Source organism: Metasolibacillus sp. FSL K6-0083 (assembly GCF_038630865.1).
Classification (GTDB): domain Bacteria; phylum Bacillota; class Bacilli; order Bacillales_A; family Planococcaceae; genus Metasolibacillus; species Metasolibacillus fluoroglycofenilyticus.
This window is the reverse complement of sequence record NZ_CP152046.1, coordinates 1,772,499-1,786,861: the sequence shown is the minus strand read 5'-3', so window position 1 is coordinate 1,786,861 and position 14,363 is coordinate 1,772,499. Positions and strand designations below refer to the sequence as shown.

The 14,363-nt window shown below is 37.8% G+C and carries 14 protein-coding genes; 13 read left to right on the top strand and 1 reads right to left on the bottom strand.

The annotated features are described in order from the left end of the window. Positions 1-17 precede the first annotated feature (17 nt). The 11 genes from fliD to prfB all read left to right on the top strand — a co-directional run bounded on the left by fliD (position 18) and on the right by prfB (position 11,073). Entirely contained in the window at positions 18-2,126 is a 2,109-nt protein-coding gene (fliD, locus tag MHB51_RS08455) for a flagellar filament capping protein FliD (protein ID WP_342559378.1), read from the top strand. Positions 2,127-2,144: 18 nt separating this feature from the next. Then, complete coding sequence (locus MHB51_RS08450) at positions 2,145-2,504, top strand: flagellar assembly protein FliT (protein ID WP_066165070.1); 360 nt, start codon at positions 2,145-2,147, stop codon at positions 2,502-2,504. A 19-nt stretch (positions 2,505-2,523) separates the two neighbouring features. Beyond that, on the top strand, positions 2,524-2,928 hold the full coding sequence (fliS, locus tag MHB51_RS08445) for a flagellar export chaperone FliS (protein ID WP_066165073.1): 405 nt from the start codon (positions 2,524-2,526) through the stop codon (positions 2,926-2,928). 732 nt (positions 2,929-3,660) lie between these two features. Then, entirely contained in the window at positions 3,661-4,206 is a 546-nt protein-coding gene (locus MHB51_RS08440; RefSeq protein WP_066165076.1) for a competence protein ComK, read from the top strand. Between the two features lie 159 nt (positions 4,207-4,365). After that, positions 4,366-4,770, top strand: coding sequence for a flagellar export chaperone FliS (gene fliS / locus MHB51_RS08435; RefSeq protein WP_342559377.1), 405 nt, complete (start codon positions 4,366-4,368; stop codon positions 4,768-4,770). Between the two features lie 203 nt (positions 4,771-4,973). Next, positions 4,974-5,369: a PilZ domain-containing protein gene (locus MHB51_RS08430; RefSeq protein ID WP_066165082.1), complete on the top strand. Its 396-nt coding sequence runs from the start codon at positions 4,974-4,976 to the stop codon at positions 5,367-5,369. A 130-nt stretch (positions 5,370-5,499) separates the two neighbouring features. Next, complete coding sequence (gene raiA / locus MHB51_RS08425; RefSeq protein ID WP_066165085.1) at positions 5,500-6,045, top strand: ribosome-associated translation inhibitor RaiA; 546 nt, start codon at positions 5,500-5,502, stop codon at positions 6,043-6,045. Between the two features lie 138 nt (positions 6,046-6,183). Continuing rightward, positions 6,184-6,327, top strand: coding sequence for a hypothetical protein (locus tag MHB51_RS08420; protein WP_342559376.1), 144 nt, complete (start codon positions 6,184-6,186; stop codon positions 6,325-6,327). 3 nt (positions 6,328-6,330) lie between these two features. After that, positions 6,331-7,080, top strand: coding sequence for a nuclease-related domain-containing protein (locus MHB51_RS08415; RefSeq protein WP_342559375.1), 750 nt, complete (start codon positions 6,331-6,333; stop codon positions 7,078-7,080). 236 nt (positions 7,081-7,316) lie between these two features. Next, positions 7,317-9,824 (top strand): preprotein translocase subunit SecA, encoded by a 2,508-nt coding sequence (secA, locus tag MHB51_RS08410; RefSeq protein WP_066165091.1) that lies wholly within the window; start codon positions 7,317-7,319, stop codon positions 9,822-9,824. 144 nt (positions 9,825-9,968) lie between these two features. After that, positions 9,969-11,073, top strand: a protein-coding gene (gene prfB / locus MHB51_RS08405; RefSeq protein WP_154098179.1) for a peptide chain release factor 2 whose coding sequence is annotated in 2 segments (ribosomal slippage) — positions 9,969-10,040 and positions 10,042-11,073 — 1,104 coding nt in all. Because the reading frame shifts where the segments join, the coding sequence is not laid out codon by codon here. Positions 11,074-11,161: 88 nt separating this feature from the next. On the opposite strand, the gene MHB51_RS08400 is transcribed toward prfB, so the two are convergent. Continuing rightward, positions 11,162-11,653 (bottom strand): competence protein ComK, encoded by a 492-nt coding sequence (locus MHB51_RS08400; protein WP_066165097.1) that lies wholly within the window; start codon positions 11,651-11,653, stop codon positions 11,162-11,164. A 196-nt stretch (positions 11,654-11,849) separates the two neighbouring features. Here MHB51_RS08400 and MHB51_RS08395 point away from each other — a divergent pair, with 196 nt between their 5' ends. Together MHB51_RS08395 and uvrB are read left to right on the top strand one after the other, a co-directional pair. Further along, on the top strand, positions 11,850-12,110 hold the full coding sequence (locus MHB51_RS08395; protein WP_066165100.1) for an IDEAL domain-containing protein: 261 nt from the start codon (positions 11,850-11,852) through the stop codon (positions 12,108-12,110). A gap of 269 nt (positions 12,111-12,379) precedes the next feature. Continuing rightward, positions 12,380-14,362, top strand: a complete 1,983-nt coding sequence (gene uvrB / locus MHB51_RS08390; RefSeq protein WP_066165103.1) for an excinuclease ABC subunit UvrB — start codon at positions 12,380-12,382, stop codon at positions 14,360-14,362. Position 14,363 lies beyond the last annotated feature (1 nt).

Below are 14,363 nucleotides of genomic sequence, written 5' to 3'. Positions count from 1 at the left end.
TTTAGGAGGAACATACGATGGTAATGAGAGTTGGCGGTTTAGCGTCAGGCATGGACATTGATTCATTAATTGAAAAGCTTATGCAGGCGGAGCGTACGCCATTAAATAAGGCTTTCCAAAAAAAGCAAACATATGAATGGCAAAGAGATGCGTATCGCAATGTAAACACATTAACGCAAAAGTTAAACAAATTTTTAGAAGATAAGATGTTTTTACAAAGTCAAGTCATAAAGAAAACAGCAACATCTTCAAATGACAAATTAGTATCAGTTAATGCAACGAATAGTGCGACTGGGGCATTAAATATTGAAAGTGTGACTCAATTAGCTACTGCTACGCAAATGGTTGGTGAGCAAACAGCATATACAGGTAGTACAAAATTATCTCAGTTAGGCATCACAGGTACATCTTTAGAACTTAGTGCTATTGATAAAGATGGTAATCTAGGAAAAGCAGTGAAAATTAGTTTTGACTCAAGTAAAGATACAATTAATGATTTAGTGAAAAAAATTAATAATAGTAATGCAGGGGTGACAGCTTTATTTGAAAATGGACAGCTTTCATTAACAGCAAATAATACTGGTAGAGAAAAAACTGGAGCTGGTGAGATTGTTTTTGGTCAAGGTAGCGCGGTATTTGATGCTTTAGGCTATGCAGATTCAACTAAAGTAACAACTAGAGAAGGTCAAAATGCAATTTTACAAGTGAACGGTATTTCTATGGAGCGTTCATCGAATAAAATCAATATTTCTGGTTATGAAATTACACTAAAAGAAACATTTAATGCGAAAGCTGGTGCTGGGGAGCGTTTAGCAGCAGCACAAACTGAACTAGCTAACGCTGAGAATGCTTTAATCAATTTGGGTACAGCAAAAAACACTGCAAATACTGCATATAACACATATTTGAACGATACTTATCAGCCGACATATGATAGCTTATTTACTACAAATGAGCTAAAAGACGCTTATACTACACTTGATAAGAAGTTTTTATCGGAATTAACAACAGACGATATTGATTTTTTAGCCTCAATTAGAGGGAAGGATAGCGCAGAGATAGATGATGCATTTGCAGATTCAAATTTATCTGAAGATGTTAGAAAGAAGTTTTTCGGGCTTAATAGAACAGATTTAGGAAAATTGGCAGATTTAACGGAAAAGGAAAATCCGGGTGATGCTAAAAACTATTTGGAGCGATTCCAAGATTTCCGTACCATCGAGCAGACAAACTCTGCAAATAAGAAGGCGTCTGATGCGGCAGATGCTGCTTATACAGCGGGAGAGAGTCGCGTATTACAAGCCGAAAAGTCTGTTGAAAATGCACAGGCGGCTGTTGATGCGACACAAAATGATAGTTCTAGCCCAGTCGCTACAGTGGCGCTTAATTCTACAACAGATACTGATGCTATAAAAGAGCGAATTAAAGAGTTTGTTGCAACTTACAATGAGATGCTAGAAACATTAAATGGTTTATTAAAGGAACAAAAATATCGTGATTATCCACCTTTAACAAAAGAGCAGCGTGAAGATATGTCTGAAAATGAGCAAAAGCTTTGGGATGAAAAAGCGAAAAGTGGTCTTTTAAGAAATGACTCTTTAGTTCGAGATGGATTAGCAAAAATGCGTATGACATTTATGAGCTCTGTAGAAGGTTTAGGAGATAAAACGATTGATGCATTAGCGGAAATTGGCATCACTACCTCTAGTAAAATGTCGGATAATGGTAAATTGGTGATTGACGAAACAAAATTAGATGAAGCTTTAGCAAAAGATCCGCAACAGGTTGTTGAGATGTTTACGAAAACAGGCTCTGTTACGACGACATACGATGCAGATAAAAAACGTAATGTCACAACAGACTCACGAGGTATTACACAACGTCTGCGTGATGAGATTTCCGCACTAACTAAAAATATTGAGAAAAAAGCTGGAAAAGAAGGAGCAACAAATCATACATTTAATTTAGGACGTAGTATTGTCGATACAGAAAATCGCATCACACGTTTGCAAGCAAAGTTAATGGATATTGAAGCACGCTACTGGAAACAGTTCACAGCGATGGAGCAAGCTATTAACAAAGCAAACCAACAATCAACAATGTTCTTCCCAGGCATGAGTCAATAATAAGGGGTTTAACAACAAATGGATAAACTTCAACAACTATTACAAGTTTCAGCGAAGTTATATCAGCATTTAACAGAAATTCCAGCAGGAGAAACTCGCGATAAATATATTGAGCAAATCGATGTTTTGCTTGATGAGCGTGGTGCTTGTATGGAAAACTTATTAGCTGATGGCTTTCAATTCGACACAGCTAATCGCTCACATAAAATGTTAGCCGAGCTTGATAAAGGGATTCGTGAGCGATTAAATAAAGTAATGGATACTGTAAAAGAAGATATGAAAGATTTGAACAATGCTAAGAAGAATGAGAAACAATATATAAATCCTTATGCAAATGTTAGCACAATGGACGGACGTTATTACGATAATAAGCAGTAATATTAAAGGAGTGTCATGATTGACAGCACAAATGAACGCTTACAATGCATACAAGCAAAATAGTGTAACGACTGCCTCACCAGGTGAATTAACGTTAATGTTATATAATGGCTGTATTAAGTTTTTAGGAAAAGCAAAAATAGCAATTGACGAAAAGAATATTGAAGAGAAGAATACTAATATTCAAAGGGCGCAGGCAATCATTGCTGAGCTGATGGCTACATTAAATATGAATATCGAAATTTCTAAGCAAATGTTGCCATTATATGAATATATGAACCGTCGTTTAGTTGAAGCGAATATTCAAAACGATGCAGCAATTATCGAAGAAGTAGAAGGCTTAGTAACAGAATTCCGCGATACATGGAAGGAAGTACTAAAAATTACGCGTCAGCAGCAATTTGGTGGCGCACAGCAAGTATAATTAGCTTTATTTGGCCGCATGAAACGGAGTAAATCCGGTTTTATGCGGTTTTGTTTTGCATAATTTCAAGAAATATCTGCTTATCAAAGGGAATTCGATAAAAATATGGATTTCCTTTTTTAGTGACTATTTTTTCAAATAGCAAAAAATGAGTCAAAAAGCACAATTCATTTTGTCTAATTTTGAAAGCTTTTGTCGGATTAAGAAATTGTTAATAAAATATGTAGACACAATAGGTACAATGGTATACTATATAAAAAATCAGAGAAATATTACACAATTTACCTGTTCATCTAATTTATTGGTCTTTACAAATGAGAGCTATAGATGACTAAAAAAGATTGTAGGGGGAGGGCATGTCGCACAAGAAATCAGATAGAATTATTTTCGAATAACTTTTTTGTAGTAGCAGTTTTTCATAGTGAAGGGTATTTTAGGTCTATATAAGACGAAATATTAGGCATGTTTAGCAGAGAAAAACATTTTTTTAGGGGACTCATCAGTTGATTGTAAGATAGGGCGTCTTGAGTATGAACAGTACGGACCAAAATAAATTAGTTGAAGCTGAAAGCTTTCGCGTAACGGAAATCAACAGATTCGTAGTATTCTCTGTAAAATAGAAGTTAATCAAATCGCCTAGTAAAATATATCTTTCTTAAAAATTTTCGGTGCAAAGTATACTAATAATATTTAAAGTATATTCCTTTTAGGAACAGTAGAGGGGGAAATGGCATGGAATTATTGAAAAATTATATTTTTACTACTGAAACAGCAATGTTATATGAGGCTACAAATGAGTTTGCAGAGCCTTTTTCCATTGTTATTGAAAAGCATCGTGTGGTGTATGTCGCTATGTCGAAGCAGAAGTTATTGGAGTATAATTTAAAGCATTTTGGGTCGAGTTATCGAGGAGCAAGGGATGGTTCGCGTGCGGTTTTAGGGAATGTGCATATGTACCCAATTGCGGTTAACCCAGCACAAAATATTTATTGGTTTCCAAGTGAATCTATTACCTCCTCGTCGAGTATTTGGATTGCATTACATTGCCTCTGCCATTATGAGGATGCTGGTAATGAGCGAACGAAAATTATTTTAACAAATGGGCGAAGTTATTTTGTACCTGTTTACTACAAAGCATTTAAGAAGCGTGTAGACCATGCTCATTTATTAAAATCGAAGATGGAGCAACGTGCTCAGCATATGGCGTTGCTTATTTTAGAGCGCTTATCGGAATATGAAACAATTGATTTGAAAACAGGGAATCTCCCTCTTAGTTAAGACATTTCACAAAGCTTTTACCCCTAAATACTCAGAAGTATTTTCAAATATTAGGGTAAATCATCCTTATCTTTTCACAGAATTGTTGCTTTTTTACTATCTAATGCTATTTTTATAGTGTAAAATATAGTGAATAAAGCAAAAAGGGGATGTCAACCATTGTCAGCACATACATCTGTATATAATGCATACAAGCAAAATAGCGTTACAACAGCATCGCCGGGTGAGTTAACACTTATGTTATATAATGGTTGTTTAAAGTTTTTAGTAAAGTCAAAAAGAGCAATTGAGGAGAAGAAATTCGAAGAGAAAAATACAAATATTTTAAAGGCACAGGCTATTATTGCTGAATTAATGTCAACTTTAAATATGGATATTGAAATTTCTAAGCAAATGCTGCCATTATATGAATATATGAATCGTCGTTTAATAGAAGCAAATACAAAAAATGATTTAGCAATCTTAGAGGAAGTTGAAGGGCTTGTGACAGAGTTTCGTGATACGTGGAAAGAAGTGCTGAAAATTACACGTCAGCAGCAGTATAGAAATACACAGCGAGTATAGAAAGAATCAATATCCACAAGGTATTAAATATGCTTTGTGGGTATTTACATATTATTCAATGTAATTATTTCACTATATTTCAGTCTTTTATATTTAGGTATAAAGACATATCGTATGTGTTTGTAAAATAGTGATAAAGATGATAGACGATTGCTAGCTCTTTATGAATAATGAGAGTATGAGTAATCGTTAGGAGGGTTTATATGTTTTTTAAAAGGCAAGAAAGTTTTCGCTTTTCATTTGATGAGCCGATACCAGCGAAGGTGAAAATGCTTGTAGATGGACAACCAATTATGAAAGATGGTGTCGAAATTTTTGATGCAAGTATATTAGATATAAGTCCCCGCGGTGTTAAAGTGTTTTCAGAAGTAAATTTTAATGAAAGCGGCAAGCAAATCCCGCTTCTTGAAGTTCAATTTGTTTTAGATTCAAGTGAAATTACTGGGGTTGGTGAGGTTGTTTGGACTAAAGTATTTGGGCAAGGAAAGCAGTACGGGATTATTTTTCAAAATCAATCGTCGCTGGAAGATTTGATTATTAGCGAATTAAAAGTACGACGGAAAAAAGAAGTAATACAAGCAAAAATGTCGAAAATGTAACTGTTTTTCGATTTCATTTTTAGGGTAATAAAAAAATGTCGATATTTGAAAAAGAATTTTAAAAAAAGAAGGAGAATTCTTTACAATGTCGAAATAAATTAATATAGCCTTAAATGAAGGAGGAGTTCATATGCTAAACTTTAATATTCGTGGAGAGAACATCGAGGTAACTCCAGCGATTCGTGAGTATGTTGAAAATAAAATCGAGAAGGTCGAGCGTTATTTCAACGATGATATGAACGCAAGCGCTAACGTTAACTTAAAAGTGTATAACGATAAACAAACAAAAGTCGAAGTGACAATTCCAATGAAAAACTTAACGCTTCGTGCTGAGGAGCGCAATGGCGATATGTATGCAGCTATTGATTTAATCGTTGATAAGTTAGAGCGCCAAATCCGTAAACATAAAACAAAGGTAAATCGTAAATTCCGTGAACGCGAAGGAGCAGGGATATTTTTCGCAAATGTTACACAAAGTGAGCCTGCTGAAGAAGAAGAGTACGCAATTGTTCGTACGAAACAATTTAACTTAAAACCTATGGACCAAGAAGAAGCTATTTTACAAATGAATATGCTTGGTCACGACTTCTATATTTTTACAGATGCAGAATCAGACAGCACAAACATCGTTTATAAACGTAAAGATGGGAAGTATGGTCTAATCGAAACAAATTAAATGAATGAAGAGGGCGTCCAAAAAGCCGTGCAGTTGCCGGAGTTTTGGGCGCTAACATTTTGTATTTTGAGCGAGCTGGTGAGCACTTCTCGCTACGGAAATCAATATTCTATAAAATATTTAGTTAGGAGGAATTAGATGATTGTTTTGCCACGTGAAAGACCGGTAAGGGAGGCGGTACTAGCAGCCGCAGTTCGTCGAGGCTTTTCAGAATTTAAAGAGGAGCTTATTCGCGTGCAGCAAGGGTTAGCTGGCGAGTTTTATGTTGACCGTCAATGGTAAGATATGCAATTGCATGAACCTTATTTTTTACTCCACGATTTTCAAACAGATGCCCATCAAATTGATACTATTTTCCTTTGTCGAAAATTTCTTCTCCTATTAGAAATAAAAAATATTGCAGGACGGATTCATATAGATGAAGCGACCCATCAATTTACTCGCAAGCTCGGCGACGGCAGCGAGCAAGGTTTTCGCAACCCATTGAATCAGGCACAGCATCATCAACGTATGCTTGCACAGTATATTTCTACATTGCCAATTTATTATGTTGTTGTATTGGCTCACTACAAAACAATCATCGAGCAGATGCCACCAAATGCCCCAATTATTCATAGCAGTGGACTAGAGTTGCATGTTCGCAAGCTTTTGGCCTCTCATAAATCTATTTTATCCAATGAACAGCTTAAGCAGCTATTACATCAATTACTTCAAATGCGTACTACTCACAGTCCACGATTAAATATTAATATATCTTCCATACGAAAAGGCGTACTTTGCAACAATTGTTCTGTAACGATGTATTATAAGCACGGTCAATTTACTTGCCCTAAATGCGCCTTGCGTGATAATGGTACCTTAGTACAAGAAGCGCTACATGACTATGCCTTGTTAGTCGATGAATGGATTTCCAATGAAAAATTAAGAGTCTTCCTCAAAATCGACTCCATCCACGCCGCCAAGCGCTTACTAAAAAAACTAAATTTACCACACGAAGGACAAAAAAGACATCGGAGATATAAAATAATTAAATAGTGAAACGCCAATAGAATCACAGAAACCGCCAATAGCCCCCCCAGCAAGTGCCATGCCTCCCGTGGGAAGTGCTAGCAACCCCAGAATAATCCCCATGTAGCCAACGCAAAAAATATGTCACCAATACGAACTTTTTCGCAATTGAGAAAAATACAAAAAACACGCGCGTCCATTTGCACCACATATATATATAATGCTAAAATGAAGGTTAGAGAAAATACAGGAAGTGAAAATAGATGTTAAATATATTAAATAAAATGTTTGACTTTAATAAAAAAGAATTAAAGCGTTTGGAGAAAAAGGCGGATGCTGTTGAGGCGTTAGCTAGTCAAATGGAAGCATTGCCTGATAGTGCTTTACAGGCGAAAACTGAAGAATTTAAAGCACGCTTCCAAAAAGGAGAGACACTGGAGGATTTATTGCCGGAGGCGTTTGGTGTTGTGCGTGAGGCATCACGTCGTGTGCTTGGGATGTATCCATTCCGTGTGCAAATTATGGGTGCTTCTGCTTTAAATGATGGAAATATTGCGGAGATGAAAACCGGTGAAGGGAAGACCCTAACTTCTACATTAGCCGTTTATTTGAATGCATTAACTGGCAAAGGTGTGCATGTTGTTACGGTGAACGAATATTTAGCGAGTCGAGATGCTTCTGAAATGGGCGAGCTGTTCCAATGGCTCGGCCTAACGGTAGGCTTAAACTTAAATAGTTTATCTAAAGAGGAGAAACGAGAGGCTTATGCGGCTGATATTACTTATTCTACAAATAATGAGCTCGGCTTCGACTATTTACGTGATAATATGGTGCTTTATAAAGAGGAACGTGTGCAGCGTCCGTTGCATTTTGCTGTAATTGACGAGGTTGACTCGATTTTAATTGATGAGGCGCGTACACCATTAATTATTTCAGGACAGGCCGGTAAAACAGCGCAACTTTATGTACAATCAAATGCTTTTGTTCGGATGTTAAAGGCGGAGGAAGATTTTAACTATGATGAGTCAACAAAGGGTGTGACGCTAACTGAGAATGGGATTGAGAAGGCAGAGCGAGCATTTGGGATTGACAACTTATTTGATTTAACGCATGTTCGTTTAAATCATGCAATCAACCAATCGTTAAAGGCACATGTATCGATGCATGTGGACGTTGATTACGTGGTGCAGGAAGGTGAAGTTGTTATCGTTGATGGCTTTACGGGTCGTTTAATGAAGGGGCGTCGTTATTCAGATGGTTTACATCAAGCGATTGAGGCGAAGGAAGGCTTAGAAATTCAGAACGAGTCGATGACAATGGCGACGATTACGTTCCAGAACTATTTCCGTATGTATGAAAAGCTAGCTGGTATGACAGGTACAGCAAAAACAGAGGAAGAGGAATTCCGTAATATTTATAATATGGATGTTATAGTTATTCCTACAAACAAGCCAGTTGCACGTGATGACCGACCAGATTTAGTTTACGCTACAATGAAAGGGAAGTTTGAGGCGGTGGCACGTGATATCGCTGAGCGCCATAAAGCAGGACAGCCTGTGTTAGTAGGTACTGTTGCCATTGAAACGTCGGAAATTATTTCTACATTGTTAACGAAGCATAAAATTCCACATAACGTATTAAACGCCAAAAACCATGAACGTGAGGCGGAAATTATCGCAGATGCTGGTAAAAAAGGCGCTGTAACAATCGCTACGAACATGGCTGGACGTGGTACAGATATTAAGCCTGGCGAAGGTGTTCTAGAGCTAGGTGGTTTAGCTGTAATCGGTACTGAACGTCATGAATCTCGCCGTATCGATAACCAGCTACGTGGGCGTTCTGGTCGTCAAGGAAATCCAGGTGTGACGCAATTTTATTTGTCGCTTGAAGATGATTTAATGCGTCGTTTTGCTTCGGAAAATATGAAATCGGTAATGACAAAGCTTGGAATGGATGACTCACAGCCAATTCAATCGAAAATTGTTTCGAGAGCTGTGGAATCAGCACAAAAGCGTGTTGAGGGTAATAACTTTGATGCACGAAAGCGATTATTACAATATGATGATGTATTACGTCAGCAACGTGAGGTTATTTATAAAGAGCGTCAAGATGTAATTGAATCTGAAAATATGCGCGCACTTGTTGAGACGATGATTCGTGAATCAATTGAAAATGCCGTGGCGCTTCATACGCAAGGTGAGGAAAAGGATTGGAACCTAGAGCCGCTTGAAGATTATATCGCAGCAAATTTACTTGATGAAGGAAAAGTCACTGTGAATGATTTACAGGGCAAAGCGCCAGATGCGATGATTGAGGTCATCTATGCAGCTGTACAAGAGCGTTATAACGATAAGGAAGAGCAGTTAACGCCTGAGCGCATGCGTGAATTTGAAAAGGTTATTTTACTTCGTTCCATTGATACGAAATGGATAGACCATATTGATGCGATGGATCAACTGCGCCAAGGGATTCATTTACGTGCATATGGTCAAACGGATCCACTTCGCGAATATCAGCAAGAAGGGTTTGCGATGTTCGAGGATATGGTTGCGGCTGTGCGCGAGGATGTAGTGAAATATGCAATGAAGGCTGAAATTCGCAGTAATTTACAACGTGAAGAAGTAGCTAAAGGGCAGGCTGTTAATCCAAAGGAAGAGGCAGCACCAAAGAAAAAGGCGCCTGTTCGTAAAGCAGAAAATATCGGGCGTAACGAGCCTTGTCCATGTGGAAGCGGAAAAAAATATAAAAACTGTCACGGTGTTGCGAACTAACTAGGTATAAAAATGGAAGTCGGGCTGTCTAGAAAGTAGTGCGCTAGCTATATTTTCTGCGATGAGTAATCGTAGTAGCACGCTTTTTAGGCAGTCCCTTTCTACTTCTTCATATAGAAGAAAATCAACGGAGGAATAAATATGATTGAATTAGCAGAAGCAAGAAACATTTTAGAAAATACAGCGGGGAAATTAGCTGATTTTAGGGGGTCTCTTTGACTTAGAAAATAAAGAGGCACGTATTCAGGAGCTTGATGAATTAATGCTCATGCCTGATTTCTGGAATGATCAGCAAGCGGCACAAACGGTTATTAATGAAGCAAATGGTATTAAAGCAATTGTCAATGATTACAATGAATTACTCGCGACACATGAGAATTTAGAGATGACAATAGAGCTTTTACGTGAGGAGCCAGATGAAGATTTACAAATGGAGCTAGAAAGCGAACTAGAGCAGTTTGAAGAAAAGATGGAAGACTTTGAATTGCAAATGCTGTTAGCCGATCCATATGATAAAAATAATGCGATTTTAGAGCTGCATCCCGGTGCAGGTGGTACGGAATCTCAAGATTGGGGCTCTATGTTGCTTCGTATGTACACACGCTGGGCTGAAAAGAGAGGCTTTAAAGTATCAACAATTGATTATTTACCTGGTGAGGAAGCGGGGATTAAATCCGTTACACTTTCGATTACAGGTCATAATGCATATGGCTATTTGAAATCGGAAAAAGGCGTACATCGTCTTGTACGTATTTCGCCATTTGACTCTTCAGGTCGTCGCCATACATCATTTGTATCATGTGAAGTAATGCCAGAGTTTAACGACGATATTGAAATAGAAGTGCGTTCCGAGGATTTAAAAGTTGATACGTATCGCTCGACAGGTGCTGGTGGACAGCATATTAATACGACGGACTCTGCTGTTCGTATTACGCATATACCAACAGGTGTCGTAGTGCAGTGTCAGGCGGAGCGCTCACAAATTAAAAACCGTGAAAAAGCAATGCAAATGTTGAAGGCTAAGCTTTACCAATTAGAAATTGAAAAGCAACAGGCGCAGCTTGATGAAATTCGTGGTGAGCAAAAGGAAATTGGCTGGGGCTCGCAAATTCGTTCCTATGTATTCCACCCATATTCGATGGTAAAGGATCATCGTACGAACGAGGAAACAGGGAATGTTGGCGCAGTAATGGACGGAGATATTGATGCGTTTATTAATGCTTATTTACGTTCGCGCATTATAAAATAGAAAGCTATGGGGCTATTCAGAGGAGGTTACACTTTTCTGAAAAGCCTTTTTTCAAGTGTAGAGGATAGAGGGGTGCTCATACATTAAATTAATATAAATGCGTCCATTTTGATGTTAAGTGCTTATGTAACATCGCTGCACTGACATACTGTTTACAAAAAGATGTATATTGAATATCTAAATCGGAATCTAAAAAATTTTTGAATGTGACGTTAATTTGACCTTCTTGGTCTCGGATATTGATTAAGGAGTTGAATGATACCCAGCCGTTCAAAGGGGATTTTGGAGACATTAAAGGAAACATAACACAAGGGTCTCCGTAATTGATTGCGACGACAATGGGGAGTTTATGCTTGTTTGCGCCGAAGTATTGTTTGGAAAGCTCTATCGCTGATTGGTAGCTGCTTCCCATTTGTCTGCATGAGGCGCGAATGATTTTCATGGGACTTTGTGAAACGTAGAGACAACCGGCTTTATCAAAGACGAGTGTATGCAACCGCTTGTCTTTTTTTATTGGTAAAAGTAAATAAGTTGCATTTGTAACACAGTAAGAATTTAGATGTTTAATGCTTGTATTCAAATTAGAATCTCCTCCAATAAAATAGAACAATCCACCTATCCTCTATAATATCCAGTATAATACATCTATGTTAATGAAATCAACAATAATGATGATAAAGCAATAAAAATATTTAGAAAAGATAAAATTATCAGAAAATATTGCAAATTGATTTTCTGTTCTATATAATAGAAAAAAGAGCATCGAGGTGATTAACATGGATAAATTCTATTCATACACTGAGTTTTTACGCGCAGTGGGTCAGCAAGGTACTAAAAATCAATGCGAGCAATTGTTGAGTGATATTTATCTGGACTTATTCTTAAGTAGGCTCCAAAGGCTGCAAAGAATTGAAAAATTGAAAGAGTTAATCGATGTGGCATTAGATGAAAGGAATGAACAAGATTTTTATAATTATACAAGCGAATTACGCGAGCTGGAGGAGCAACCAAATGAAGAAAGCATTGCCTTTATGTGAATCACTTAAAGGATGGCAAAAAAATAGGGCAGCATGTTAGAAAAGTGAAAATCTAACATGCTGTTTTTATTTGCATTAAAAAGCTAAATTTAATTGAGGCTTCCCAAAAGCAGGAAATACAATGCTTTTGGGACGCTGCGATGAATTAAACTTGCTTGAAAAGTAGATTTTTAAAAAACGAAGGAATATATGTTCGCTTAATTGTCGATATTTGAAAATGAATATGCTAAAATACAACTAACTAGATTGGCAAGAAGGGACGAAAAAGCATGACGGAAATTTTTGATTTACAATCGGCTTATAAACCTAATGGTGATCAACCAAGTGCCATTCAGGAGCTTGTTAAAGGCATTCGAGAAGGAAAGCGGCATCAAACGTTACTAGGTGCAACAGGTACAGGGAAAACATTTACCGTTTCGAATGTTATCCAGCAAATAAATAAGCCTACACTTGTTATGGCACATAATAAAACATTGGCAGGTCAGCTTTATAGCGAATTTAAAGAGTTTTTCCCAAATAACGCAGTGGAATACTTTGTCAGCTATTATGACTACTACCAACCCGAGGCATATGTACCACAAACGGATACGTATATCGAGAAAGATTCGAGCATCAATGATGAAATAGATAAACTACGACATTCAGCAACATCCGCATTATTTGAGCGTAATGATGTAATTATTATTGCTTCAGTCTCTTGTATTTATGGCTTAGGTTCGCCAGAGGAATACCGAGAAATGGTTGTTTCTATTCGCACAGGGATGGAAATAGAGCGTAATGAACTGTTACGTCGTCTTGTCGATGTGCAATATGAGCGCAATGATATTAACTTTATTCGTGGAACATTTCGGGTGCGCGGTGATGTAGTTGAAATTTTCCCAGCATCTCGTGATGAGCATTGTGTTCGCGTCGAGTTTTTCGGAGATGAGATTGACCGTATTCGCGAGGTCGATGCATTGACGGGTGAAATTTTAGCGGAGCGTGAGCATGTAGCTATTTTTCCGGCATCTCACTTCGTTACACGTGAGGAGAAGATGCTTAAGGCCATTAAAAACATTGAGGTGGAGCTGGACGAGCAGTTAACAAAGTTTCGTGCGGAGGATAAATTGTTAGAGGCACAGCGCCTAGAGCAACGTACAAATTATGATTTAGAAATGATGAAAGAAATGGGCTTTTGTTCAGGTATTGAGAATTACTCACGTCATTTAACATTGCGCGAATCGGGGGCTACACCATACACATTGCTCGACTATTTCCCCGACGATTTTCTACTCATTGTTGATGAAAGCCATGTAACATTGCCGCAGGTGCGTGGAATGTACAATGGTGACCAAGCGAGAAAGTCAGTGTTAGTGGAGCATGGCTTCCGTTTGCCATCAGCTTTGGATAATCGTCCACTAAAGTTTGAAGAGTTTGATTCAAAGATTAGTCAGGCGATTTATGTATCAGCGACGCCAGGTCCGTATGAGCTAGAGCATACACCGGAAATGGTTGAACAAATTATCCGTCCAACAGGCTTATTAGACCCGCTAATTGATGTGCGTCCAATTGAAGGGCAAATTGATGATTTAATAGATGAAATCCATCAACGCATGGAGCGCAAAGAGCGAGTGCTTGTAACGACATTGACGAAAAAAATGTCGGAGGATTTAACTTCTTATTTAAAGGAAGCAGGCTTAAAGGTAGAATATTTGCACTCTGAAATTAAAACGCTAGAGCGCATTGAAATTATTCGCGAGCTGCGCAAAGGGACATACGATGTGTTGGTTGGCATTAATTTATTGCGAGAAGGACTTGATATTCCAGAAGTATCACTTGTAGCGATTTTAGATGCTGATAAAGAGGGTTTCCTTCGCTCTGAGCGTTCACTTATTCAAACTATTGGGCGCGCTGCACGGAATGCGAATGGCCATGTGATTATGTATGCAGATAAAATGACAGACTCAATGCAAAAAGCGATTGAGGAAACAAAGCGCCGTCGTTCCATTCAAATTGCCTATAATGAGGAACATGGTATTACACCTAGAACGATTATTAAGAAAATTCCAGATGTTATTCGCGCAACACAAGTAGCAGAGGAAGAGGAAACATACGTAACAAAAGTGACAAAAGGTAAAAAATTAACGAAGGCTGAAATTGATAAATTGATTGCATCATTGGAAATAGAGATGAAAGAAGCATCGAAGGCGCTTGATTTTGAACGTGCAGCAGAGCTTCGAGACACAATCTTTGAATTGAAGGCAGAAAGGTGAT